The organism is Dokdonella sp. (genome assembly GCF_041395345.1).
GTDB lineage: Bacteria > Pseudomonadota > Gammaproteobacteria > Xanthomonadales > Rhodanobacteraceae > Dokdonella.
In genome coordinates, this window is the sequence record NZ_JAWLAR010000005.1 from 78,502 (window position 1) to 103,521 (window position 25,020).

Genomic DNA, 25,020 nt, shown 5'->3' on the forward strand with positions numbered 1-25,020 from the left:
TTGCGGTCCGCCCTGACCCGGCATGACACGGGATGGATGCGTCCGGACTTGGGGAGTAAGGCGGCAGATTGATATCCTGCCGCGACTCGCGACCAACGACCAGAGATGCCAACCCCTGGAGCACTCCAATGAAGCGATCCATTCTCACAGCGATGATCACGACCACTCTGGTGGCTCTGGTGCTGGCAGCCTGCTCCAGGCCCGAATCACCGCCGGCGAATAGCGAAGCCGCAAACCCGGCACCTGCCGAGGTATCGCCCAAGGCACGGCCGGCTACTGGCTCGGTACCTGCCTATCCGACACATGTCTATTTTGGCGACACGCATCTGCATACGGCCTTGTCGATGGATGCCGGAGCATCGGGCACGCAACTGATGCCGGCAGATGCCTATCGTTTTGCCAGGGGCGAGGCTGTTACCAGTGCCACCGGGCAGAAAGCCCAACTTTCCCGGCCACTCGATTTCCTCGTTGTCTCCGACCATTCCGATCAGATGGGACTGATCACCGATCTGAAGGCGGGCAAGCCTGAACTGCTCGCCAACCCTGTCGCCAGGGGTTGGTACGACTTGATGCAGGAGGGCAAGCAACAGGAGGCTGCACTGGAAATCATCACCACGTTCGCCCAGGGCAAGTTTCCGAAGGAAATCATGTACAACCCGGGGTCGCCCGGGTTCGAATCCACCTGGCACTCGATCGTGCAGGCCGCCGAGGATGCCAATGACCCTGGCAAGTTCACCGCGCTTATCGGCTACGAATGGACCTCGCTGGTCAATGGTTCGAACATGCATCGCAACGTGATTTTCCGCGGCAATGGAGACACGGCGCGACAAGCCCAGCCATTCACCAACTATCCGCCAGGAAGCTCCAACCCGCGGGATCTGTGGAAATGGATGGACGCCTACGAAGCCAGGACCGGCGACCAGGTCCTGGCCATCGCGCACAACGGCAACCTCAGCAACGGCATCATGTTTCCGGTCGACCAGACCTATGATGGCCAGCCGGTCGACAGCGAATATGCGAAGACGCGCGCAAGGCGTGAGCGCGTTTATGAAGCCACGCAAATGAAGGGTGACAGCGAGACGCATCCGTTCCTGTCGCCGAATGACGAATTCGCCGACTTCGAGAACTGGGACAAGGGTAACCTGGACCTGACTGCTGCCAAGAAGACCTCCATGCTGGAGTTCGAGTACGTGCGCTCGGCGCTCAAGAACGGACTCATGCTGGAGGCCAGACTCGGCACCAACCCGTACAAGTTCGGCCTGATTGGCAGCACCGATTCGCATACCGGCCTGGCCACCGCCGACGACAACAACTTCTGGGGCAAGTTGGCAACCAGTGAACCATCCCCCGAACGCACCCGCCACGCATTCGTGAAGACGCCGATCGACACGATCATGAGCTGGGAAGAGGTGGCATCGGGCTATGCCGCTGTCTGGGCGACCGAGAACACGCGCGAAGCACTGTTCGACGCCCTGCAAAGGAAGGAAGTCTATGCGACCACCGGGCCACGCATGACCGTGCGCTTCTTTGGCGGCTGGGATTACACCACCGAGGACGCGAAGGGCGACATTGCAGAAGCAGGTTATTCCAAGGGCGTGCCAATGGGCGGGGACCTCAGCGCGGCCGAAAGCGGAAAATCACCGACGTTTCTTATTGCGGTGACTAAGGATCCGGACGGAGCCAACCTCGATCGCGCGCAGATCGTCAAGGGTTGGGTTGACTCAAATGGTGAGACCCGGGAGAAGATCTACGAAGCAGTCTGGGCCGGCGATCGCCAGTTGAGTGCCGATGGCAAGCTGCCACCCCTGGGTAACACGGTGGATGTCGCCAAGGCGACCTACACGAACACGATCGGTTCCACCGAATTCGTCAAGTTGTGGCAGGACCCCGAGTTCGATCCGACCCAGCGTGCCTTTTATTACCTGCGTGTCGTCGAGATCCCGACCCCGCGCTGGACTGCCTATGATGCCGTGCGCTACAACCTCGACTTGCCCAGGGAAGTACCGATGCAGACCCAGGAGCGCGCTTACTCGTCACCCATCTGGTACACGCCCGACTCCTGATCCACATTGCACGGGGCGGGCGAAATGCATTTCCGTGCACGTTGGCCGATCGGGTTGTCATGCATTGATTGCGCTTGGTGCGGCAACGGGTCTTGTTCGAATATCTCCCCAGCAGACCATCCGAGATGAGTCGAATCCTTCACGAACCACTCGTTCATTTCCTGATTCTCGGCACCCTGCTGTTCGTGCTCTATGCAAGTGTGAAAGGTGGATCGGGTGCCCCTGACGAAATCCTTGTCACACGCGGCCAGGTCGACAACCTGCGCAGCCAGTTTTCCAAGGTCTGGCAGCGTGAGCCGAGCCGACAGGAGCTCGATGGTCTGGTCGAAAACTGGGTTCGCGAGGAAGTGCTGTATCGCGAAGGCCGGAAGCTGGGACTCGATGTGAACGACCAGGTCATCCGCCGACGGGTCATGCAGAAGATCGAGTTCCTGGCCGAAGGCGCTACGCCACAGGTTCCAACGCCAGCAGAGTTGCAAGCCTGGCTCGACGCGCATCCGGACGACTATCAAATCGAACCGCGCTACTCGCTGACCCAGATCTACTTCGATCCGTCTCGCCATGGCGATGCGCTCGAAGCCGATGTGATCGCGGCCCGCAAGGCACTTCTGGAGGGAAAGCCCGTCGAGAGCGATACCACGCAGCTGCCCGCGACGCTGAGAGACCGACCGTTATCGGAGATCGTGCGCGTGTTCGGCAGCCGCCTTGGCGATTCGATTGCGTCGATGGAGACCGGACAGTGGAGTGAGCCGCTCGCTTCGGGTTTCGGCGTGCATCTGGTTCGCATCGACCTCAAAGAGCCAGGCCGGGTGGCGACACTGGCTGAAGCGAAAAAGGCGGTCGAACGCGACCTGCTGTACGAACGAACAATGCAAGGCAAGCAGGCGTTCTATCTTGAGCGCAAGAGTAATTACACGGTGCGCATGGAGCCAGCGACCCCGGAAGCCGATCCGGAAACTGCCGGCCCATGAGGCCGAGTTCTGCAACTCCGGGTTCGTGCCGACCGAAACCGTTCGCCTGTGCCTGCTGGTTGATCGTGGCCTGGCTCGCGTGCCTCGGCACGGCCGTACAGGCCGATGTGTTTCGTCCGGCCTACCTGGAACTCCGCGAAGAAGGCGCCGACCGCTATTCAGTGCTCTGGAAAGTGCCCGCACAGGGTGATCGAAAGCTTGACGTACAAATCGCGTTTCCCGAAGGGACCGAGACGCTGGGCGATGCGCAAGCGCTGTTCAACGACGGCGCCTATGTCGAACGCTGGAGGATCCGGCGTGAAGGCGGACTGGTCGGCGAAACGCTGCGCGTCGAAGGCATAGCCGCTGGTGTAACCGACGTGATCGTGCGCGTCGAGCGCGAAGACGGCACCAGCCAGGTCGAACGCATGCTGCCCGACGATCCACAATTCACGATCATCGCGGCAAGCGGTATCGGCGAAGTGGCCTGGTCCTATTTCGTTCTGGGCGTCGAACATATCCTCGCCGGCTTCGATCATTTGCTGTTTGTGCTGGCCCTGCTGCTGATCGTCAGGGGCGGCAAGCGCATCTTCCTGACCATCACCGCATTCACCCTGGCACACAGCATCACCCTGGTCTCGGCGACCCTGGGCTGGATGCGCGTACCCGGTCCTCCGGTCGAGGCCATCATCGCGCTGAGCATCGTCTTTGTCGCCGCCGAGGTCGTGCATGGCTTGCAAGGCAGACCGGGCCTGACAGCGCGTGCACCTTGGGTCGTCGCCTTCGCCTTCGGCCTGCTGCACGGCTTCGGCTTCGCCGGTGCACTGGCCGAAGTGGGCTTGCCACAGAAGGCGATTCCTGTCGCCCTGCTGATGTTCAATGTCGGCGTCGAAGTCGGTCAGTTGATCTTTGTGGCGTTCGCACTATCGTTGAAGTTCGCACTTGTGCGTCTGCCTCTGCGCTGGCCCGCATGGGCGAGCTATGTGGGTCCGTACTCGATCGGAGTATTGGCCATGTTCTGGGTCATCGAGCGCGTCGACTCATTCTGGCAACAGGCTGGCTGAGCCGAAAGGGGTCAGACAACTGTCCGTGCCGATCCGGCAGGCAGATCATCCCTGCGTGATGGCGATTGGGGAGAAAGGTTGCGATGGGAGTTGAATGCGGGTTTCGGATCGCCCTTTCGGGCCAGCGCCTGTTCCCGCGCGGCTTTTGTGGCGCCGTGGTCCTGCTGACATGCCTGATGCTTGCAGGCACAGGCAAGCTTCGCGCGCAATCGAGCGCCATCCCGGCAACGCGCGCAATCATTGTCGCTGTTGAAGAAAGACCCGATCCGGCGCTTGCTGCCGGATCCACGCAGCGCGGCTATGGCAGGCAGGCGGACTATTCCGGCAGTGCGAGAACCCGGGCGATCGCGGCGGGGCTCGCCCGCGATCATGGCCTTGTCGAATTGTCCGCCTGGGTGATCGATCCGCTGCACCTGCGCTGCATGGTGTACGCAATAGCGGCAAGCAGTGATCGCGCCGAAGTTCTGTCTCGATTGCGTTCGGATCGCCGGGTAGCACTCGCCCAGGAGTTGCAAGAATTCGACACCCTCTCGACTCCGTCCGGCTCGCTGGCCGCAGCGAGCAGCGCTTCGTCGACCGACCAGTACAATGACCCGTATGTCGCACTGCAGACCGGCTTTGCCTCGATTGGCGCAGGGCAGGCACAGCGACTGGCCAATGGCGAGGGTGTTGGCGTGGCGTTGATCGATACCGGTGTCGATTCCACGCATCCTGATCTGAAAGGGCGGATCCGTGGACAGCGCGATTTCGTCAACACGCCCGCCCTGGATCCGGGCTCGGATCGACATGGCACCGAGGTCGCCGGCGTCATCGCGGCTGTGGCCAACAATGGCGTCGGTATCGTCGGGGTGGCTCCTGCAGCCAGTCTGCACGCGTTCCGCGCGTGCTGGCCATTGGTCGCGGGAAGACCGGCAGCGCGCTGCAACAGCTTCACGCTCGCCCAGGCTCTGGGCGCAGCCATCGATTCGGATGCAAGGATCATCAATCTGAGTCTCGGGGGGCCGCATGACCCGTTGCTTGAACAGCTGCTGGACGTCGCATTGAGGCGCGGAAAGATCGTGGTCGCCGCTACGCCTGCCGATGGAAGGCCGTTCGGGTTTCCGTCAGGCGTGGCTGGCGTCATTGCAGTCAGCGCAAGCACACCCGACCCCAGTGCGCCTGGCAACGCTGCGCTTCGCGCGCCTGGCAAGCAGATCCTTACCCTTGAACCGGGCGGAAGCTACGACTATGCCTCGGGGAGTTCGCTCGCAGCCGCCCACGTGACCGGAACAGTGGCACTGCTGCTGCAGCTCGCGCCCGCAACCGATTCGACTGCGCTGGCCACGCTGCTGAAACACACTTCGCAGGCGCAGCCTGATCAGATCGACGCATGCGCCGCTGCCCACTCGGTCCATGGCGGGCGCGGTTCCTGCTTCGAGCAACCGTCAGGCATCGCCACGACAGCGCCTTCATTCGACAAGCACTGACCCTCGCATTCGAATCAGTCGACGCGGCCCGATCCCTGATCCTTTCCTGGCACGCGGATCTTCATGATCTTCTCGATATTGTCGGCAATGCGATGCCTGTACTCGGTCGACATCGCGACGGGCGCCGCTTCTGCCGCAGCGTGCTTGATCGGCAAGGAGGCGCTGGCTGAGGCGGATACTGCGGGCGCTGCAAAGACATCCGTGCGATTGGTACTCCCTCCGGTTCCCGAGCGCGAATAGAACGGCACGAACACGGAACCGCTGCTGGCCAATCCCTGATAGTCGCCGAGAAAATATCCGGTCGTGGGCCCCCAGGCTGCCAGCGGCGCAAGACTGAGATCGAATGGGCCGGCGACCTGCGTTTCATTCCAGGTCTGCGCATCGTCTGACTGGCTCAACCAGATGCTGGTCAACAGGGTACTGTTGTCCGACGTATTGCTGCGGAAGTCGTAGTAGCTGACGCCGATCCTGCCGTCCGCGCGAACACTGACCGCTGGAAGAAAGGCCGCAACCGCGGCATTGCTATTGATCCGGACCGGCGCAGACCAGGTCAATCCGCCGTCAACGGATCGGGAAAGCGCGATGCCGTCGCGCGCTCCGCCGCTGAATCGCGAGTCCTGCCAGGCAACGTACAGATCGCCGTTTGGGGCGACCGCGGCCGAAGGAACGAGGCCGCCATCGCGAACGCGCATTCCGGTTTCCGGATCAACGGTGCCTACGGTCAACTGGTTGGCGATTCGGATGGAAGTGGACCAGCTCGCACCCTTGTCGGTCGAGCGGATCACATCAAGATAGGCGGCTGTCCCGCCATTGGCTACCGCGTCGATTCGCGTGTAGATGTTGACCAGGGTCCCGCTGGGCAGGACGGCAATCAGATTGCCAAGGGTCTGGTTGTTCTGCCCCGGATCGAAGATCGGACGCGCCACTTCCCAGCTCTGGCCTCCATCGACGGTTCGTGCAAACCAGGTCGGCCCGAAATTGGCCAGGGAGATCCGATCCCAGATTGCATAGACAAAGCGCGAATCGGTCGGGTCTGCGGTAATCGTTTCCTTGTCGTGGAAGACATCGTTCGATTCACGCACCAGCGTTGTTGGTGCGCTCCAGCTTGCACCGGAATCCACGGAGCGACTGACCAGCACCGAGGTGACCGAGCCGGTCGCCAGCGACGCCCCGTTGAATGCGATGGCGATGGTGTAGGCGGTACCATCCGGCGAAACGGCAACCCAGGGATCACTGCTGCGCTCATAATCGCCGCCATTCGCCGGCGTGCCTCCCGCACATCTCGAAAATGCCGGGGTACTGCGTGACCAGCTCTGGCCGCCGTCATTCGATACAGCGACGACAATGCCGCGCGCACCACCGCTGGACCAGCGGTCCTGCTGCCAGGCGCCATAGACTCGCATCGGGTTGCCGGGGTCCACGGCAAAATGCGGCTCCACCTCGGCATTTGCATAGACCGTACCGGCGACCGCCACGCCATCGCAGTTCGCGCTGAATGGAGTCGCTGCAGAAGCCTGGTATTCCGGATCGAGTGTCGGCGGAGGCGGTGGCGGGGGAGGAGGCGGTGGCGGGGGAGGAGGCGTAGTCGGTGCGGGCGCCGTCGAATTCGAGCTGCCGCCCCCACAGGATGCAAGGCCCATCACTACGCCCAGAACGAATACTGTAGAAATCCACCGAACGTTGCTCGCCATGACCTGCCCTCCGATCTCTTTCAACGAAGCCTATCGTAACTTGACGCTTCGATCATCTTGCGCGCCTGGCTATCCGGGATTCCGGCGCAGCATGATCCGTGGATTGATTCGAAAAATACTGTGACAAAACCATGGGTTGGATTTCGCGGTGCTATCTTTGTGGGACCCATTGGCCGCGATCTTGGCCAAGGTTCCGTCGCCCCACATCGGGGCGCTAGGCAAGATGGAGGTCGCCATGAAGTTGATCTACCCGACAATGACACTCGCAATCATGTTCATGTTTGCCAATTCACTACCGCTGGTCGCTGCCGAGGGTGCTGCCGGCCAGGCCACCGACAAGGCCGTCGACGCCGCTACCGACATGGCCAAGGACAAGGCCATGGATGCGGTCAACGACAAGGCCGGTGATCTGGTCGGTGGTGCCGCCGGCGCTGGCGCTGCGGGCGCTGCCCTCAAGAGCGGTTCGATGACCGATGCCGCCACCGACATGGCCAGGGACAAGGCCATGGATGTGGTCAATGACAAGGCCGGCGATCTGGTCGGTGGTGCCGCCGGAGCCGGTGCTGCGGGCGCTGCCCTCAAGAGCGGTTCGATGACCGATGCCGCCACCGACATGGCCAGGGACAAGGCCATGGATGCGGTCAATGACAAGGCCGGCGATCTGGTCGGTGGTGCCGCCGGCACCAGCGCTGCGGGTGCTGCCCTCAAGAGCGGTTCGATGACCGATGCCGCCACCGACATGGCCAGGGACAAGGCGATGGAAAAGGCCAGAGATGTTGTCGATGACAATCCGTCGGCAGACGAGACCGAGGCAGCGACCGAGCCGGTGCCCGGGTAATGCGCAGCTGAGGCGCAGCCGGATTCGCTGTCGAATCCGGCTGCGCAACTGGTTGCAGAGCTCAGCACATCGGGGGCGTGGCGGCCTGCTTCAGGCCATCGGGCTTACTCCGATCAGGCGCAAGTGCAACCAGAAGGCGAATGCCGCCCAGGCTGCCAATCCGATCAGCACGGTGGCGAGATCACCCGCCAGTGTGCCTGCCGGTCGTGTCGTTCCGTTCAATCGGTCACGTCGACGTGACACCGCGAAATCGGCGATCGCCCACACAAGGAATGCGCCAAACAGAACAACGTCATGCAGGAAGCCGGTTGCCAGCAAATGGCCCAATGCCCACAGCTTGATGCCTGCCAGCATCGGATGCCCCAGTTTCGCCTTGATGTGGTTGCGCGGCACGTAGGCTGCCGCAACCAGAACAAACGCAATCAGGGTAAACAGCATGTTGACGTGTTTCAGGGCCGGTGGCGGCGCATACAGCAGTACCGGCTGCTGTCGCGCAAGGCCGAAGCCCCAGACGACAAGCACGAACCCGGCGATTGAAACCAGGCTGTACAAGATGCGCCATGGATTTGCGCCGAGCCGCGCGATTGTCTTCGCTCGAAAACCGTCGGCAAACATGCGTACCGAATGCACGCCGAGAAAGATCACCAGGCCCAGTATCAAGATCCCCATGTCAAGCATCCGCGTTGGAAGGACGGCTCAGTATCGCGCATTGCGCTACTTGATACCTCTTTGCCCAGTGCACTCATCCACCGAAAACTGAACTGCCACCGAACCAGGCAAAGGCGCCGACAACCTGTCGAAATTGAGGATTCTGCGCACCCTGCCAACGCTCCCGAGGCAGCATGGGCCGAACCCCCTCCATGACGGCGACAGGCCGATCGAGTGTGGATTCAGGGGAATCGCTCAGTTTCCGCCCGGAGCGTCATTCCCGTTGAACCGGCTGGTCGCGGCCCCGTCGATACTCAGTTGTTCTTTTTGCAAATCCCCCAGCTGACTTCTGAATTTTCTCCGGTTTTCGGCGAGCTGACGCACGGTATGGCAAGTCTTCTTCGGTATATGCGTTCCGACCGGGGCCACGTAGGTGCAGACGAGTCGATCCTCGGCATTGCGCGCGAGGATCCCGTTGGTTTCTTCCTGGATGGAGAGAAGTTCCATTTGCGTGGAGTCATCCATGTTGGCGACCGAGCCGGCACGCTCCAGCATCTTGCCCATCAGATCGAGATTCTGATTGACTGTCGCCTGGTTGCGCGTGCTCAGGAATTCATAGCGTTTTCCCGGCGCCATTTCTTCGCGAATTGAACTCACCAGCACTTCGAATTTTTCCGGCGTGTCGGCCACCACGGCCTTCTCTTCGGCCTCTTTCGCACCCAATGGTGAAGCGAACATGAAGGTCAGAATGACCAGCGAGACGAGATTGCGCATGACGGGCTCCCATTTTTCTTGCGAGAAGACCCACAGTCGATAGTGGATCGATAGCCGCTGTATACCGCGGTGACCACGGGCTTTATACGATATCTATCGTATTTTGCGGATCGCACGCTGTCAACCGCAGGCTCGTTCATGTTCAAGAAACGCTTGCTGACGCGGCCTGGATTCAGCACAGCTGGCCCTGCGCACTTCTTTTGCTCCAGACGTTTGCCTGGGTACGGCCGCCCAGGTCCGGGTTCAACGATCAATTACGGCCATTCCGTGCGGCCGATTGATTCGAGGCAGGCACTCGATGCAGGTGGAGGCCTGGATCAGGCGTGCGCCCGGCCTGCACTTGCGGTCGTGGTTTCCTGCGCATTCCCGGGCCCCGGTCTCCGTTGCGCTGGCTCACTCCGAACCCTGAATAGCCGGTTGTCGCGCCGATTCAAAGGCCGTTGTTCCTGATCGCTTCCGTGGCCAACGCCTCATTGACGAGTTCCTGAGATTGTCGGCGACCCTCCGCCCTGTTGGCGGCTATTTCGCGCACGGTGTGACAGGTGGTTTTCGGGATATGCGATCCCACCGGAGCCACATGCGTGCACACCAGCCGATCATCGGCATTGCGCGCGAGGATGCCATTGACCTCTTCCTGCATCGAGAAGAGCTTGACCTTGGTCTCCTGATCCATCGCCGAAACCGATCCGGCCTCGATCAACATCTGCTGCATCAGGTCGAGCTGGTGATTGACCGTTTCGCGGTTCCTGCGGTCGAGGAATTCATAACGCTTTCCCGGCGCCATTTCCTCGCGAACCGCCAGCACAAGCACTTCGAATTTTTCCGGCGTATCGGCTACAACGGCTTTTTCTTCAGCCTTCTTGGCGCTGAGTGGCGAGGCGAACATCAGGCTCAGAGTGAGAAACAAGAATACGTTGCGCATGTCAGGCTCCTGTCGAGTACGGGTCTTCGTCGCACCGATGAAACGGGCCGACGTACGATGTGCCGGAATTGCCGCAGCCCCTTCTGGCCTCGGCCTTCCATCATTCTACGAAACAAATCGTAGTCAAGACGGTCGGACAAGTCAACATCGACGACAGACTGCCAGGGATCCCCTGCTTCCGCCTATTCGTTACCCAGACTGGAGTCCCTCTGGATATCCATGATCTGACCCTTGGATCTTGATCGACTCTTTTCGATCTGACGCAGGGTGCGGCAGCGCTTCTTCGGAATCAGCGATCCAATGGGCGCTTCAAAGGTGCAAATGAGCCGGTCATCCGCAAATTTCGCGAGCAGCTGATTGACCGCGTCCTGGTCCGCCATCAGCGTCATCCTCGCATCGGGCAACATGTCGGCGACCGTGCCGCTCGATTGCAGCAATACCGCCATGGCATCCAGCTTTTCATTGACCGAGTCGCGATCCATGCCCCTGAGAAATTCGTAACGGCCACCCACCGTCATCTCGCCCCGAATGGCGGCCACGAGAGGTACGAAGTTCTCGTATGAATTGGCCTCGACAGCGTCCGTGCCCGGCTCGGATTTGGCGTGGACATGCGGCGCGAGCAAAAACAGGAACACCAGTGAGAAAACATTGACGCGAAACATTCGAATCCCCTGCAAGTCCGCAGGATGTTGGCATGACAGGATGCCGCTTTCAATTCGCCTGAGAACATGTTCGGGCGCACTGAGGGAACTCTGACTCGCGAAATCAGCTCGTCGGCACTGCTCTTCGGCCCAGGTCGTTGAGTTCTTCCTTCTGACGCCAAATTCCCTTTCGATTGGCTTCGATTTCCCTGACTGTGTGGCACTCGGTACGCGGGATGTGTGAACCCACCGGTTTTTCGTGCGTGCACACCAGGCGGTCGTCCGCGTGGCCTGCCAGCAGGCCATTGACCTTTTCCTGGTAGGTCATCATTTGCGCGAGTTCTTCCTTGCTCATTTCTGCGATCGAGCCGCGTTTGGTCAACAACGCGGTCATCTGGTCAAGCGTCATGTTGACGGTTTCCAGGTCCTTGCCGCGCAGAAATTCGTAGCGTTCGCCCGGCGCCATTTCCGCTCGTACCGAAGCAACCAGTACTTCGAATTTTTCCGGCGTGTCGGCGACAACGACTTGCTCGACAGGCTCCTTTGCCGAGACAAGAGCACTACCGACTGCAAGGAAGAGAGCAAGAGCCATGAGGGCGAGGGGTCGATGCATCTGGTTTGCGCTCCAGTAAAGTGGAAAGCAGGACCCGCAACCCTCAGGTCAACGGGATCGAATGCGCTTTCACAATCGCGAACGTACTACGAATAGTATCGTAGTTCTGGGATTTCAGCATGTCAATTGGGTCGACGCCGTGTCGCAGGCCACGCTGGATTGCAGCCAGAGTCGCTGGCTCATCGGTCAAACGGATTCTTAAAAACGCCAGAGCTGTACGAATCTTGCACCGCAGTCCGTGAGCGCACCCTGGCAGACCCGTCCATGCCCGCGGCAACTCCAGGTACGCTGGATCTCGAAAATCAGTGCGTCCGGGAACGCAGATGCTCGGCTTCAGGCCATTTCATGCAGCGAAGGGAACAGCTCCGGACTCTTTCCGAGAGAATCGCGGATTGCTTCGTGCAGAAAGATCACCAGGCAACCGCCCCCGATGGAGATTCGGGGGCAGGCAGATGGCTTGGGACGATGCAGGATCGCCGACACGCGTTGCACTATCGACTCTGCGTGACACGAACATTTCCGACAATTGCCAGTCAGGATCCGCGCGCCGAGGAACCGGTCAAACCGTGAAAGTCACCCGCCGACACGTGCCCCCTTCGGCAAGATCGCGTCGGAAACTCGGCGCCACACTCCGGACCAGATCTTGGGTGGCGCCGTGATCGCTGTACGCTGGATTCAGCTTCCGGGACCGCCGCCCGACAGGCTGCCATTCTGAAGATCGATGGCATTCTTTCGATACCGTTCACGGTTCTCGGCCACCTGGCGCGCAGTCAGGCACTTGGTCTTCGGGATGTGCGAGCCGACTGGCGCCACATGCGTGCAGATCAGACGATCATCGGCATTCCTGGCAAGGATGCCGTTGACCTTCTCCTGGTCGGTCATCATCCTGGCGCGCTCTTCCGGTTGCATTGCGGCGACTGAGCCGGACTTCTCGAGCATGCCGGACATTTCGTCCAGGATCGCGTTGACCGTGTCGCGGTCCGCGTTCGACAGGAACTCGTAGCGCTCTCCCGTGGCCATTTCTCCGCGAATCTTTTCCACCAGCGGCACGAATGCCTCATAGGTACTCGATACGACAGCGTCTTCGACAGGCTTTTTCTTGGCATGGAGGGGGGATGCAAACAGCAATGCTGCCGCAGTCATCAGAACCAGCATCTTGAACATGTCAATCTCCGGGTATCAAACCACCCTGCCGAACCCGACATGGGACCAGCAGAGACAACGTGACGAGGGTGCGATACATCCGGGCCAAATTTCCCTGCCCGTCTGTACGACACAAATCGTATTTTAGTGATCGGCCCTTCGTCTATGGGCCAGAAGTCCAGGAGCGGCAACCGGGCGTGTCGTGCATGGCGACGACAGTCTGGATACGCGTGCATCCGGACAAGGGTTGGCGAATCCGGTCAATGACTGATGTGCGAAGTTCGCCGGAAGCCGCTGCGCAGGCGTCACTGTCATGGGCGACCTAGCCAGCGGTACCGGCGGGCCCTGGAAAGGCCTGGAACCCGGTCAGTGCAAACTGAACGCCCATGGCAAGCACGATCAGCCCCATGAACCGGGTCAGCGTGTCGCGCGCCAGCCCGTCCCCGCCTTGCTGGCCGGAAAACCGGGCCGAAAGCATCAGAACTATCCAGGTGACCAGGACGGCTACGGAGACGGCGACAAGGGTGCTTGCCGGAAAATCGTTGCGCGGTTGGGCAGCCGAGAGCGTGATGACACCCGTGATGGTACCGGGACTGGCGGCAAACAGAATCAGCGGCGCCAATGCTCCGGAGTCCGCGTTGCCGGGAGCCATCGGCCGACCGCTCAACATGTTGAAGCCCATCCAGGCCAGCACGCCACCGCCAGCGACCATGAAGGCATCCAGCGAGATGCCAAAGACATGCAGCAAGCGGGTGCCGAGCAACGCTGCAGCGAGCAGGATGATGCCGATGGCAACTGCCGCCCTGCTTGCATCGGCATAGCGCGCGTGGGTCGGGCGGTCACTCTCCGCACGCGCAAACAGCAGCACACAGACACCGGGATTGATCAGGGACAGGAGGGTTACGATTGCCTGGATATGTTCCTTCATGCCGTCACCATTCAAGTCCTTGTCCTGCTTGCAATCTACCCGCTCGCCTCCGACCAACCGGGTGGATAACACGATTCGCCGCATGCAACCGCAACCGGGGCAGCGCGATCGTTGCAGTGTTGCGGCCGCAACTGTTCGTGAAACGTGTGCGGGCCGCCTTGAATGCGGCAGCCCGCACGGTTCAAGCGTGATTCAAGTTACTTGACCGGTTCGATCTCGGACAGCTGCCACTGCTTGGTGAAGAACGATTCAAGAGGGCTGTAGAGTCGAAGAATCGTGAACCAGCCCTTGTCGGGCATGGTCTGGATCCAGTTGCCGCGATCGACGCCGGCCGGCTTGGACGGCCCGAAGTAGACCGTGGTCGAGCCATCGGCACTGGCCTTCGCCGCAGGCGATGGAAAACTCTGGCTTCCGGCTCGCGGGTAGCGCTGCGGCGTCTGCAACATCGAGCGGGTCTGGTTGTCGTACACGGTGAACGACCAGAATGCAGCGGCCGGAATATCCTTGGGCAGGGTTACCTTGTAGGTCCTGGAGCCGTCAAAGGCATTGTTTTCGGAATCAAGGAAGCCCATCAGGTACTGCGAGCCCACGCGCGGAAGGCGCATGATCATGCCCGGCGAATCGAGCGTATAGCCGAAGTAGAACGCGGTCCGCGAATCGAGCGTGCGCGCTCCGGTCGGCGGATCGGCCTTGAACATGCCCTCCTTCGTGATCATGGGCGGCGGTGTCTCGAAGTTGGCACCGCCTTCCCAGAGCATGCTCGCCCAGTTCGAATTGTCGTAGTAGTTCCAGTCCGGATGGCCAATGTTCGAGCGCCAGTTGAGCGTGCGACCGGCCGCATTACCGACCTTGGCCGCGTCGGTGAGGATCTTCTTCATGCGTTCGTCCGGTGCGAACGGCTTGCCGTGGACGATGCCGATGGCGGCCAGCTGCCCAGCAAGCTCGACGTCGTAGCTGGTGGCCGGCTCGTTCTGGACATTCTCGTTGATCATCTCGAAGAAGCCGAAATCAGAAGGCGGAATCGTGTTCATCACCTTGCCGCTGGCTTCGACGAACTTTGTCTCCGGAATGGGCGGATTCTGCTCGAGCCTGACCTTGCCCTCCAGCGCGGTAGCGATACTGGTACCATAGCCTCCCGGCGTGTAGGGATAGATCTTCATGTGCTTCTTGATCAATGCCACGGGCGCTTTCGGGCTGTTGTTCTCGAGATAGGCACGTGCGGCGTAGAGAATGTGGTTGGTCTTCGAGTGGGCGACGTTGAAACCCCCATCCGGGAGCTCACCGGTATAGCCCGGCGGCACGATCAGGTACTTGCCGCCTTCGCCGCGATCCGGTCCCGGAAAGCCGATGTCGATGATCCAGGAGAACCACATGTCGTTGATCGTGCCGACGCTCTTGGGCGGCTGTTCGATCACCATCGGTCCCTTGCTCAGATCGACCGCCGACAGGTAGTAGACCGTGTCCGCATTGGCCGTCAGGAACAGGGAGCTGGAATCCATCAGCTCTGAAAAAATGACTACCGTGTTGTAGTCGGCGCCAATATCCCGGAATCCCTTTGCGATCGCATAGGCCGAAGCCCCGCGAAAACTGTTGTTGTAGACGTTGAGCGCACGCGTGAAGGCCAGGGTGTCGTAGACCTTCCGTGCGGTTTCCGCGGTGGGCGCACCATCACGGTATTCGAGCGTGCCAATGCTGCTTTCGACCTTGTCTGGCGTATAGATCGATGGCGGCGTGTTGCCTGGCCCCTGCGCGCCAGCGGTTGCTGCAAGGGCGAGACCCGCGACGGTCGCCGTCAACCCGGCGATCAGCTTTCGCTGCTGGTTCGTATTCATGTCTTTCTGTTCCTCCTGAGTGGTCACAAGAAACTGTCGAGTCCGGCCCTGGCGGACAATCTGCCCGTCCGCATCTTCGGTCAATCTGCACGACGCATCGCGACGGACCGTGCTGGCAGCGCACATGAATTCGTCGGGTTCGCCATGAGTCATCAGGAACGCGAACGCCAAGAACAAAATACTACCATCACGACGCTGTCGGATCGCATGGTGCGGTGCCACTCTCCTGCAAGTCTTCAATACGCCTATCGGCCGCTGCCCTTTCGCACTCAGCCGGGGAGCAACAGACCGTTGTGAGTGCCGCTTGTCCTTCTACCGACTGATGACGACACCGCTACGACGCCGGCGATCGACCTGGAGCTCGAGCACGTCCGGGCGTGAGTAGTGACCGAACGGATCAAAATTCTGACGCTCTTCGCGCACCCGCGCCCGATCGATCTCGGCAATCAGCAGAACTTCGTCGTCGACGCGTGGCGGGACGATCCATTCGCCATCCGGACCGGCGATGCAGGATCCACCGTTCGCACAGACGGGCGGCAACGTGTCGCGCAACATGTCGGCATGAGGGGCGTTCCCGGGAATATCCTCGCGCCGCAGGAGACTGCACGCCGACAAAGCGAAGCTGCGTCCTTCTCGCGCAATGAACGGCGTGATCGTTTCAGTGTTGTGCAGATTGCCTGGCCAGACTGCGACATGCAGGTCCTCGCCTTGCGAGTACAGGGCCGATCGCGCCAGAGGCATCCAGTTTTCCCAGCAGTTGAGCCCGCCGAGGCGGAATCCGTCGAAGTCGAGGGTGCGCAGTCCTGCGCCGTCGCCGGCTGACCAGACCAGGCGTTCTTCATGGGTAGGCATCAGCTTGCGGTGCACGTTGCGAACTTCACCGTCGTCATCAATCGTGACCAGAGAGGCGAATACGCTGTATCCGCGCGATCGATCGCGTTCGATACAGCCCGCCATGACCCAGACCCCTGCTTCGCGGGCCGCGGCACGCAGCTCGCCGAGGTCGCCCGCGGCGATATCCACGGCCTGGTCCACGTAGTGCGAAAACAGGCCCTTCTGCAGGCTCGATTCGAAACGCGCACCGTCGGTGTGCTCGAGCCAGAAGGGATAACCCGGCAATACGCCCTCGCCGAAAGCCAGCAAGCGTACACCCGATTCACCCGCCTCGCGAATCCTGCCAGCCATTTTCGACAGTGTGGCCCGGCGGTCGAGCCAGACCGGTGCCATCTGGGCAATGGCGACCACGCAGTGGCCGTTGGCTGTGTCTGGCATATGCGCGGATTCCGATGCGAGGCTGGCATGTTAGCCCGGGAGACCCCGGTTGTTCGAAGCGGCCCCTTAACAATGCCACTTGCCTGATCCCAATATATCCATTATTCTGGATTCATGGATATACAAGAAGCAACAAGCATTCTCTCAGCCCTCGCCCAAGGGTCTCGGCTCGAAGCGTTCCGACTCCTGGTCAGTCATGAACCGGAGGGCCTGCCAGCCGGTGAGATTGCGCGTGCACTGGATATTCCGCAGAACACGTCTTCCAGCCATCTGTCGATCCTGGTCAATGCCGGCCTGGCGCGTTCGGCGCGGAACGGCCGCTCGATCACCTATCGCGCAGATCTCGATCGATTCCGTGAATTGACTGTCTTCCTGCTCAAGGACTGCTGCAGCGGCCGAAGTGAACTGTGCGAACCGCTGATGCTCGAGCTTGCGTCCTGCTGTGATGCGGCGACTGCGCGCTGCAATTGACTTCCCTCGAATAGATTTCCGACCGACCGGATACCCCATGTCCAACAAAGTCTTCAACGTGCTGTTCCTGTGCACCGGCAATTCTGCCCGTTCCATCCTTGCCGAGAGCATTCTGAGCAAGGAAGGTCATGGTCGATTCCGCGCTTTTTCCGCCGGCAGCATGCCCAAGCCGGAAGTAAACCCGCTGGCCATCGACACCCTGCGCAGCCTCGGTTATCCGACCCAGGGGTTGCATTCGAAGAGCTGGGACGAATTCGAGAAGGCCGACGCGCCGGTCATGGATTTCGTCTTCACGGTCTGCGACAACGCGGCTGGCGAAGTCTGTCCGATCTGGCCCGGGCATCCGCAGACTGCGCATTGGGGTATCGAGGATCCTGCAGCCGTGCAGGGCACCCTGATCGAACAGAAGCAGGCGTTCGCGGCCGCTTTCAGGCATCTGAAGAACCGGATTTCGGTGTTTGTGGCACTTCCGATGGAGCGTCTGGACAAGAACACCCTTAGTGCGCAGCTGCATGAAATCGGTCGTCAGGACGGCGCGTCTGCAGGCAGCCTGAAGACACCATGACCACCGCGGTGGAAAGCGAAGCGGCAGACAGCGCCGCGCGTGCCGGGCTCGGCACGTTCGAACGCTACCTGAGCGTCTGGGTCGCCCTTTGCATCATCGTCGGAATCAGCCTGGGCCATGGCGTGCCCGGCGCTTTCGTTGCCATCGCCGCCGTCGAGTTTGCCCACGTCAACCTCGTCGTTGCCGTGCTGGTCTGGATCATGATCGTGCCGATGCTGGTCAAGATCGACTTCTCGGCGCTAGGAACGGTGCGCCGGCACTGGCGCGGTATCGGTATCACTCTTTTCATCAACTGGGCCGTAAAACCGTTCTCGATGGCCCTGCTCGCCAGTGTGTTCCTGGCCGGGATTTTTTCACCCTGGTTGCCAGCCGAAGAAATCGGTTCGTACATCGCCGGCCTGATCTTGCTCGCTGCAGCACCTTGCACGGCCATGGTCTTTGTCTGGTCGAATCTTTGCGAAGGCGAGCCGCATTTCACCCTGAGCCAGGTTGCACTCAACGACGTCATCATGGTGTTTGCATTCGCACCACTGGTTGCGCTATTGCTCGGCGTGGCTTCGATCAGCTTGCCGTGGAATACCTTGCTGCTGTCGGTGGTGCTCTACATCGTGCTGCCGGTTATCGTTGCGCAGATCCTGCGTCGCATGCTGCTGCGCGGTGGCGAGAAAGGCTTGCGTCGCGGCCTGTCTGTGCTGCAACCAATGTCCTTGCTGGCCTTGCTGACGACCCTGGTCCTGCTGTTCGGGTTTCAGGGCGAGGCGATTCTTGCGCGACCGGCCATCATCGCCCTGATCGCCATTCCGATCCTGTTCCAGGTCTATTTCAATGCCGGCCTGGCCTACTGGCTGAGCAAGCACTTCGGCGTGGCCTGGTGCGTGGCGGCGCCCGCCGCACTGATCGGCGCCTCGAACTTCTTCGAACTGGCTGTCGCCGCAGCAATCAGCCTGTTCGGCCTGAACTCCGGCGCTGCGCTGGCTACAGTCGTTGGCGTACTGGTCGAAGTGCCCGTGATGCTGTCGATTGTCGCCCTGGTCAAGCGCACGCGTGGCTGGTACGAAGGTGCCGGCGCATGATTTCAATGCCGGCATGCGAAACGCTGGATGCGGCGCACTTGTTCGCACTGCGTGCCGTACTCGACAGCGAGAACATGCCAGCGGAGGATCTTGTCGATGCGCCAGCGATATTCTTCCGTTTCCACGCAGAAAGCGAGACGCTGGGGTTTGCCGGCCTCGAAGGACAAGGCCGGGATCTGCTTCTGCGCTCGATGTGGGTTGCGCCTGCAGAAAGAAATCGCGGTATGGGGGCCTGCGTACTTGGGCAGGTCGAACGCCTCGCACACGATCGCGGTTGCGACAGGCTGCATCTGCTGACAACCACCGCCGAGCGATTTTTCCGTCGCCACGGTTATGTCCCTCTGGCACGCGAGCAGGCTCCAGCCGGCATTGCAGAGAGCCGGGAGTTCCAAAGCCTCTGCCCCGCCAGCGCAGTCTACATGAGCAAGACGCTTCGGCACCTCGCATGAGCTTGCGCCCGCTTCCGGATCCCGATCTGCTGCCGGCGCTCGATCGGCGCCTGGCAATCGTGCGCCCGGCCGCTGGATTTCCTGACGACACCCGGCCTCCGCGCATCCTGCTTCTGTACGGATCACTGCGAACCCGCTCGTATTCGCGTCTGGCAGTAGAGGAGGCGGCGCGTCTACTGCGCTTTTTCGGCGCCGAAACACGTATCTTCGATCCCTCGCAGCTTCCGTTTCCTGACCAGGTCGAGGGCGACGATCACCCGGCCATTCGCGAGTTGCGCGAGCTGTCCTCCTGGTCCGAGGGACAGGTCTGGTGCAGCCCGGAACGTCACGGCACGATCAGTGGCCTGATGAAGGCCCAGATCGATCACCTGCCGTTGAACAGCGGCGGCGTGCGTCCGACTCAGGGCCGCACGCTGGCCGTGATGCAGGTTTCCGGCGGATCGCAATCCTTCAATGCGGTCAATGCACTGCGCCTGCTCGGACGCTGGATGCGCATGGTCACTATTCCGAACCAGTCCAGCATAGCCAAGGCCTGGCAGGAATTCGACGGGAACGGACGCATGCGCGCCTCAAGCTATTACGAACGCATCGTCGACGTGATGGAAGAGCTGGTGCGTTTCACCGTTCTGCTGCGCCCGCATGCGGAACGCCTGACCGATCGCTATTCCGAGAGGATTTCCGCGGCAGCAATGCCCGCCGCCGCGGGCCTGCCGGCAAGGGCAGTTTCCTGAGGCACCGGCAGCTTCCGTGAAAGATCACTGCAACATTCCGCCACTAGACTGGTGTGGCTCACGCTCTCCAACGTCGGCTATCGATTGAACCGCCAGCCCCGCCGCTGGCGGTTCCTTTATTTCTCGCTTGCGTGCAGCCCGCTGCGACGATCGACGGCGAGACGACCCAGTGCGGGATCGTCGGTGAACAGCCCGTCAACGCCTGCGTCGATCAGGCTCGACATTTCCTCGATGGCGCCCGACTCGCAGCGTTCCGCGAGCCTGTCGCTGCCGCGCAGGAACGGCGGCAGGAAGTGGTTTTCCGGCCGCAACGTCCAGGCGTGCACGGCCAGCCCGGCGGCGTGCGCATCGCGAACCAGCGAAGTCGGCGCCGTGAATGCTTCGCTTGCCAGGTCGACCGGTACGATCATCCGCTTGTGCGCCGCGACGACATCGGCATAGTCGGCGATGCTGGCCAATCCCTCCGGCCCAATCATGTCGGCGTAGGTCGGCCCGTCCTTGCCGCTGCCATTCCGATCGAATGGCCGCGTTGCGGGATCGCCTATCAACTGGACAAGGAACACATTGCCGCTGCGTTTGCCGACCGCTGCACGCAGCCGCCTGAGGTTGTCGATCTCGAATGACTGAATTCCGAAGGGTGCGGCGCGCAGGGTCTCGTGACGCTCCCATGCCGAGAGCAAGGCAAGCTCCGGGTCGAGTCCAATCGAATGAAAGTAGCTCGAATGCTTGAGCTCGGGGATCAGGCCAATTCTTCGACCTGATGACGCGGATTTCCGGCTGGCCAGCTCGACGATGTCGTCTAAGGTCGCGATGCCGTGTAAATGATCCTCAGCCCGACTGCGCAGCGCGGAAAGGGGCTCCCTGGCCTTCAGGCTGCCTAATTCGTCGACAGAAAAGTCCTCGCAGAACCAGCCTTCAAGGATTTGTCCATCGACGAGCTTTCGGGTGCGCCTGCCCGCGAATCGCGGGTGCGCGGCTACATCGGTCGATGCGCCGATCTCGTTCTCGTGGCGAGCGATCAAGACCCCGTCGCGGCTCAGGACAAGATCCGGTTCGATGAAATCCGCGCCGTCCTCAATGGCTCGGGCATAGGCCGCAAGGGTGTGCTCCGGATGCCAGGCGCTGGCGCCGCGATGGGCTATCACTTGCACCTTGTCGTTGAACAACCAGGTCGCTTCCACTGAACCGGACTCCCGAATCGATGCGCCGTCGCTGGGCGCAACGGATAGTGACAGGCTGGACCGGTTCGCGGAACGGCCCTGTCCACCCGGATCTTGCGCCACACGACCGTCGCATCCGTCGCCACGCTCGCCCTGCGCTACCATCCAGCCTCCCACTTCCCAGGCTTTGTCCATGACCCAGGCTCGACTGTTCGCCGTTCTGCTGACTTGCGTCTCCGCAACTTCATTCGCGGCAGGACCCGATCTGGAAACCACCGCGCAGAAGTCGGGATTCAAGCGGACAGGGCACTACAACGAAGTCATCCGTCTCTGCGCCGATTTCGCCAAGGCGTATCCCGATGCCGTGCGCTGCTTCGAGTTCGGAAAGTCCCCGCAGGGTCGTCCGATGATGGCTCTTGCTGTGTCGCGCAGCGGCGCCCTGTCGGCGACGGCAGCGCACGAGCGCGATCTGCCGGTGATGCTCGTTCAGGGCGGCATCCACGCTGGCGAGATCGACGGCAAGGACGCCGGATTCCTGGCCTTGCGCGAAGCGCTTGATGGGCGTGCTGCAAAGGGTTCTCTGGACAAGCAGGTGATTGTGTTCGTGCCTGTGTTCAATGTGGATGGCCACGAGCGCTTCAAAGCCTGGAACCGGCCCAACCAGCGTGGCCCCGAGGAAATGGGCTGGCGGACAACGGCGCAGAATCTCAACCTCAATCGTGATTACATGAAGGCCGACGCACCCGAAATGCAGGCCATGCTGGCCTTGATGAACGAATGGGATCCACTGGTCCTGGCCGACCTGCACGTCACCGACGGGGCCAAGTTCGAGCACGACATCTCGATCAACATCGAGCCCCTGTATTCGGGCGATGGCGAACTGCGCAAAGCCGGCCTCGCATTGCGCACCGATCTGGTCGGCATGCTAGCCAGGCAGGGATCACTGCCGCTGCCGTTTTATCCTTCCTTTGTCGTCTATGACGACCCGGCATCCGGATTCGAAGATAATTCCGCTGCGCCGCGTTTCTCGCACGGGTACATGCCGCTGCGCAATCGCTTCGGCGTGCTCGTGGAAACACACTCCTGGAAGGACTATCCGACCCGTGTGCAGGGTACGCGCAACACTATCGTCGACTTGCTCGAACTGGTTGCCGCGCATGGCAAGCAGTGGCTGACCCTCGCAGACGCCGCGGATCAGCGCGCGACGCAACTGGGCGGCAGCAGCCTGCCTTTGAGCTACAAGGCCACCGACAAGAGTCGCATCGTCGAGTTTCGCGGCTACGCCTATACGCGCACGCCTTCCGAGATTTCGGGCACGCTGATGACCCGGTATGACGAAAGCAAGCCGGCGATCTGGAAGATCCCGTTGCGCGACGACGTCCAGCCGGACATCAGGGTCGACGCACCCAAGGGGGGCTACATCGTGCCCTCGGCACACGCCGAATGGGTCGGTGCGAAGCTGGCCCTGCACGGCATCGCCTATCGCACCATCGCTTCGGCGCAATCTTCGGCATCGGTGCAAACCTTCAGGGCCAGCAAGACGAAATTTGACGCGAATCCATTCGAGAACCACCAGCGCGTCGGCTTCGAAGGCGAGTGGAAGGATGAACCCATGGATATCGCCGCAGGCGCGCTGTTTGTTCCGATCAGCCAGCCACGCGCACGCCTGGTCGTGGCCTTGCTTGAACCAAAGGCGCCTGACTCGCTGGCTGCCTGGGGCGAATTCAACGCCGCATTCGAGCAGAAGGAGTACATGGAAATGTATGTCGCCGAAGAGGTCGCGCGCGACATGCTGGAACAGGATCCGGCCGTTGCCGCCGAATTCAACAGGAAACTCGACAGCGATCCCGAGTTTGCCAGGGATCCTTTTGCGCGCCTGGCCTTCTTCGCCAGACGGCATGAATCCTGGGACGACCGTTTCAATCTCTATCCGGTCATGCGCAGCGCAAAGGCGTTCTGAAAGGCGTTCTGATCGGACAGCGACCGTTGTATCGGGCGCTGCCCAATCGACCGCTTGAATTGAATTGACCGTTAATTTAATATTTCGGCCATGAAAGGCATGGCACAACCTCGGAAGCCCGGTCGCCCGAGCAAGGTCGGCGACGACCCGGATCGGCGCTCGCGCATCCTCGACATCGCCACCGACCTGTTCGGACGCCACGGCATTGCCGGCACGTCGATGTCGTCGATTGCGCGCGAGGCCCGGGTCACACCGGCGTTGATGCATTATTACTTCGGCAATCGCGATAGCCTGATCGAAGCTCTCGTGACGGAACGCCTGCAGCCTGCAGTAGCCGGTGTGGCCCAGGCCATGGCAGGTGCCGGGGATGACCTGCGCGACCAGATTCACTGCTTTGTACGCTCCATGATCGAAGCCATAGCCAGCCGCCCCTGGTTTCCACCGCTTTGGGTACGCGAAGTACTCAGCGAAGGCGGACTCCTGCGCGCGCGCGTCGTCGGGCAACTGGGTGCGCCGATCATGCAGCGAATGCGCGATCGCTTTGCAAATGCCCAGGCTCGCGGAGAATTGAATCCCGACCTCGACCCCAACCTGCTGTTCGTCACGCTGATTGCTCTAACCATGTTTCCGCTTGCCTCGCAATCGATCTGGCGCGGCCAGCTGGGTGCGACTGAGGTGACTGCGGACACGATCGCAGACCACGCGCTGGCCCTGCTCGAAAGGGGCCTGGAGATGCCGAAATGAAGCGATGGATAACCTGGCCCATGGCTGTGCTTGCGTTGGCCTCCTGCACCAAGCAGTCCGACCCGATCCTGCTCGGCACACTGGAACGGGATCGAATCACGAGCCTGGCCCAGGCCTCGGAGCACATTGTCCGTATCGATGTGCGCGAAGGTGACACGCTTGTAGCCGGTCAATCGATTCTGGCACTGGACACGCGACGCATCGACGCCAGCATCGATCAGGCCCGTGCCGATGTTCGCGGCGCCCAGGCCGCGCTCGATGAAGTGCTGCGTGGGCAACGCAAGGAGTTGATCGACGCCGCGCGGGCAAGACTCGCTGGCGCCACGGCAGTCGCTGAGAATGCACGACGTGATCGCGATCGCGTGGCCGAAATCCGCAAAAGGAAGCTCAACTCCCAAGCCGATCTGGATCGTGCCGAAACTTCGCTTCGTGCTGCCGAAGCCGATCGCGACGCCGCACGCGCAAGTCTCGACGAATTGCTGAACGGCTCGCGCATTGAAAACATCGAACTGGCCGAAGCGAGTCTTGCCGCCAGAAAGGCCGCGCTCGACCAGCTTGAGTTGACTCGCGAACGCTACACCGTCCTGGCCGCGGAAGATGGGCGCATCGATTCCATCCCCTTCAAGCTGGGTGACCAGCCTGCCCCAGGCGCCGTGCTCGCCAGCATCCTGACCGGACCCGTATATGCGCGCGTCTATGTGCCCGCAAGCCAGCGCAGCGCCCTGAAGATCGGCAGTCGTTGCAGCGTGCAGATCACCGGCAGCGAGCATCGCATCAAGGCGGTCGTGCGCAACATGCGCTCGGATCCGGCCTTCACGCCGTACTTCGCCCTGACAGGCGACGATGCCAGCCGACTTGCCTATCGCGCCGAAGTGGTGCTCGAGGATGGCGCCGGCACGAACCTGCCCGTTGGCCAGCCCGTGCAGGTCAGCTGCATGCTGTCCGACGCAGCCTCAAGTCCCTGAGCTGACATGTTTTCGGCCAATCCCACCGCAGCAACGCAAGCGGCCCCCGATGCTTCC

24 protein-coding genes are annotated in these 25,020 nt (G+C 61.2%); 13 read left to right on the forward strand and 11 right to left on the reverse strand.

Features of this window, described 5'->3' with window-relative positions; genetic code table 11:
* Positions 1 to 128: 128 nt before the first annotated feature.
* From R3F00_RS06010 to R3F00_RS06025, 4 genes are all read left to right on the forward strand, one after another.
* Positions 129 to 2,063, forward strand: coding sequence for a DUF3604 domain-containing protein (locus R3F00_RS06010; RefSeq protein ID WP_371280841.1), 1,935 nt, complete (start codon positions 129 to 131; stop codon positions 2,061 to 2,063).
* 125 nt (positions 2,064 to 2,188) lie between these two features.
* Positions 2,189 to 3,034: a peptidyl-prolyl cis-trans isomerase gene (locus tag R3F00_RS06015; protein WP_371280842.1), complete on the forward strand. Its 846-nt coding sequence runs from the start codon at positions 2,189 to 2,191 to the stop codon at positions 3,032 to 3,034.
* Positions 3,031 to 4,077 carry a HupE/UreJ family protein gene (locus tag R3F00_RS06020; protein WP_371280843.1) on the forward strand — a complete coding sequence of 349 codons (1,047 nt, stop codon included), beginning with the start codon at positions 3,031 to 3,033 and terminating at the stop codon, positions 4,075 to 4,077. The genes R3F00_RS06015 and R3F00_RS06020 overlap by 4 nt, the downstream gene beginning before the upstream one ends.
* Before the next feature lie 83 nt (positions 4,078 to 4,160).
* On the forward strand, positions 4,161 to 5,543 hold the full coding sequence (locus R3F00_RS06025) for a S8 family serine peptidase (protein WP_371280844.1): 1,383 nt from the start codon (positions 4,161 to 4,163) through the stop codon (positions 5,541 to 5,543).
* A 14-nt stretch (positions 5,544 to 5,557) separates the two neighbouring features.
* On the opposite strand, the gene R3F00_RS06030 is transcribed toward R3F00_RS06025, so the two are convergent.
* Positions 5,558 to 7,234, reverse strand: a complete 1,677-nt coding sequence (locus R3F00_RS06030) for a sialidase family protein (RefSeq protein ID WP_371280845.1) — start codon at positions 7,232 to 7,234, stop codon at positions 5,558 to 5,560.
* 235 nt (positions 7,235 to 7,469) lie between these two features.
* On the opposite strand from R3F00_RS06030, the gene R3F00_RS06035 reads away from it, so the two are divergent.
* Positions 7,470 to 8,072: a hypothetical protein gene (locus R3F00_RS06035; protein ID WP_371280846.1), complete on the forward strand. Its 603-nt coding sequence runs from the start codon at positions 7,470 to 7,472 to the stop codon at positions 8,070 to 8,072.
* Between the two features lie 90 nt (positions 8,073 to 8,162).
* On the opposite strand, the gene R3F00_RS06040 is transcribed toward R3F00_RS06035, so the two are convergent.
* From R3F00_RS06040 to R3F00_RS06080, 9 genes are all read right to left on the reverse strand, one after another.
* Complete coding sequence (locus R3F00_RS06040; protein ID WP_371280847.1) at positions 8,163 to 8,741, reverse strand: NnrU family protein; 579 nt, start codon at positions 8,739 to 8,741, stop codon at positions 8,163 to 8,165.
* 234 nt (positions 8,742 to 8,975) lie between these two features.
* On the reverse strand, positions 8,976 to 9,494 hold the full coding sequence (locus tag R3F00_RS06045) for a hypothetical protein (RefSeq protein WP_371280848.1): 519 nt from the start codon (positions 9,492 to 9,494) through the stop codon (positions 8,976 to 8,978).
* A 430-nt stretch (positions 9,495 to 9,924) separates the two neighbouring features.
* On the reverse strand, positions 9,925 to 10,416 hold the full coding sequence (locus tag R3F00_RS06050; RefSeq protein WP_371280849.1) for a hypothetical protein: 492 nt from the start codon (positions 10,414 to 10,416) through the stop codon (positions 9,925 to 9,927).
* A gap of 182 nt (positions 10,417 to 10,598) precedes the next feature.
* A complete protein-coding gene (locus R3F00_RS06055; protein WP_371280851.1) occupies positions 10,599 to 11,078 on the reverse strand; it encodes a hypothetical protein in 480 nt (159 codons plus the stop codon).
* A gap of 103 nt (positions 11,079 to 11,181) precedes the next feature.
* Positions 11,182 to 11,670: a hypothetical protein gene (locus R3F00_RS06060; protein WP_371280852.1), complete on the reverse strand. Its 489-nt coding sequence runs from the start codon at positions 11,668 to 11,670 to the stop codon at positions 11,182 to 11,184.
* 675 nt (positions 11,671 to 12,345) lie between these two features.
* Entirely contained in the window at positions 12,346 to 12,834 is a 489-nt protein-coding gene (locus R3F00_RS06065; protein ID WP_371280853.1) for a hypothetical protein, read from the reverse strand.
* A 301-nt stretch (positions 12,835 to 13,135) separates the two neighbouring features.
* Positions 13,136 to 13,741, reverse strand: coding sequence for a MarC family protein (locus R3F00_RS06070; RefSeq protein WP_371280854.1), 606 nt, complete (start codon positions 13,739 to 13,741; stop codon positions 13,136 to 13,138).
* 197 nt (positions 13,742 to 13,938) lie between these two features.
* Entirely contained in the window at positions 13,939 to 15,573 is a 1,635-nt protein-coding gene (locus R3F00_RS06075; protein WP_371280855.1) for a DUF1254 domain-containing protein, read from the reverse strand.
* 312 nt (positions 15,574 to 15,885) lie between these two features.
* Positions 15,886 to 16,845, reverse strand: coding sequence for a carbon-nitrogen hydrolase family protein (locus tag R3F00_RS06080; protein WP_371280856.1), 960 nt, complete (start codon positions 16,843 to 16,845; stop codon positions 15,886 to 15,888).
* A gap of 114 nt (positions 16,846 to 16,959) precedes the next feature.
* Between R3F00_RS06080 and R3F00_RS06085 the strand changes: the two genes are divergently transcribed.
* From R3F00_RS06085 to arsH, 5 genes are all read left to right on the forward strand, one after another.
* The gene (locus R3F00_RS06085) at positions 16,960 to 17,316 is read left to right on the forward strand and encodes an ArsR/SmtB family transcription factor (RefSeq protein ID WP_371280857.1); all 357 of its coding nucleotides are present in this window, start codon (positions 16,960 to 16,962) and stop codon (positions 17,314 to 17,316) included.
* A gap of 37 nt (positions 17,317 to 17,353) precedes the next feature.
* Positions 17,354 to 17,881, forward strand: coding sequence for an arsenate reductase ArsC (locus tag R3F00_RS06090; protein WP_371280858.1), 528 nt, complete (start codon positions 17,354 to 17,356; stop codon positions 17,879 to 17,881).
* The gene (gene arsB, locus R3F00_RS06095) at positions 17,878 to 18,954 is read left to right on the forward strand and encodes an ACR3 family arsenite efflux transporter (protein WP_371280859.1); all 1,077 of its coding nucleotides are present in this window, start codon (positions 17,878 to 17,880) and stop codon (positions 18,952 to 18,954) included. The genes R3F00_RS06090 and arsB overlap by 4 nt, the downstream gene beginning before the upstream one ends.
* A gap of 74 nt (positions 18,955 to 19,028) precedes the next feature.
* Positions 19,029 to 19,403 (forward strand): arsenic resistance N-acetyltransferase ArsN2, encoded by a 375-nt coding sequence (arsN2, locus tag R3F00_RS06100; protein ID WP_371280969.1) that lies wholly within the window; start codon positions 19,029 to 19,031, stop codon positions 19,401 to 19,403.
* The gene (arsH, locus tag R3F00_RS06105) at positions 19,400 to 20,134 is read left to right on the forward strand and encodes an arsenical resistance protein ArsH (protein WP_371280860.1); all 735 of its coding nucleotides are present in this window, start codon (positions 19,400 to 19,402) and stop codon (positions 20,132 to 20,134) included. Before arsN2 ends, arsH begins: the two co-directional genes overlap by 4 nt.
* Positions 20,135 to 20,250: 116 nt before the next feature.
* Here arsH and R3F00_RS06110 read toward each other — a convergent pair whose 3' ends face one another.
* A complete protein-coding gene (locus tag R3F00_RS06110) occupies positions 20,251 to 21,489 on the reverse strand; it encodes a glycerophosphodiester phosphodiesterase family protein (RefSeq protein ID WP_371280861.1) in 1,239 nt (412 codons plus the stop codon).
* Here R3F00_RS06110 and R3F00_RS06115 point away from each other — a divergent pair.
* From R3F00_RS06115 to R3F00_RS06125, 3 genes are all read left to right on the forward strand, one after another.
* The gene (locus R3F00_RS06115) at positions 21,488 to 23,254 is read left to right on the forward strand and encodes a M14 family metallopeptidase (RefSeq protein WP_371280862.1); all 1,767 of its coding nucleotides are present in this window, start codon (positions 21,488 to 21,490) and stop codon (positions 23,252 to 23,254) included. The two genes, R3F00_RS06110 and R3F00_RS06115, sit on opposite strands and share 2 nt — an antisense overlap.
* A 99-nt stretch (positions 23,255 to 23,353) precedes the next feature.
* Positions 23,354 to 23,998, forward strand: a complete 645-nt coding sequence (locus R3F00_RS06120; RefSeq protein ID WP_371280863.1) for a TetR/AcrR family transcriptional regulator — start codon at positions 23,354 to 23,356, stop codon at positions 23,996 to 23,998.
* Positions 23,995 to 24,963, forward strand: a complete 969-nt coding sequence (locus R3F00_RS06125) for an HlyD family secretion protein (protein WP_371280864.1) — start codon at positions 23,995 to 23,997, stop codon at positions 24,961 to 24,963. The genes R3F00_RS06120 and R3F00_RS06125 overlap by 4 nt, the downstream gene beginning before the upstream one ends.
* Positions 24,964 to 25,020 lie beyond the last annotated feature (57 nt).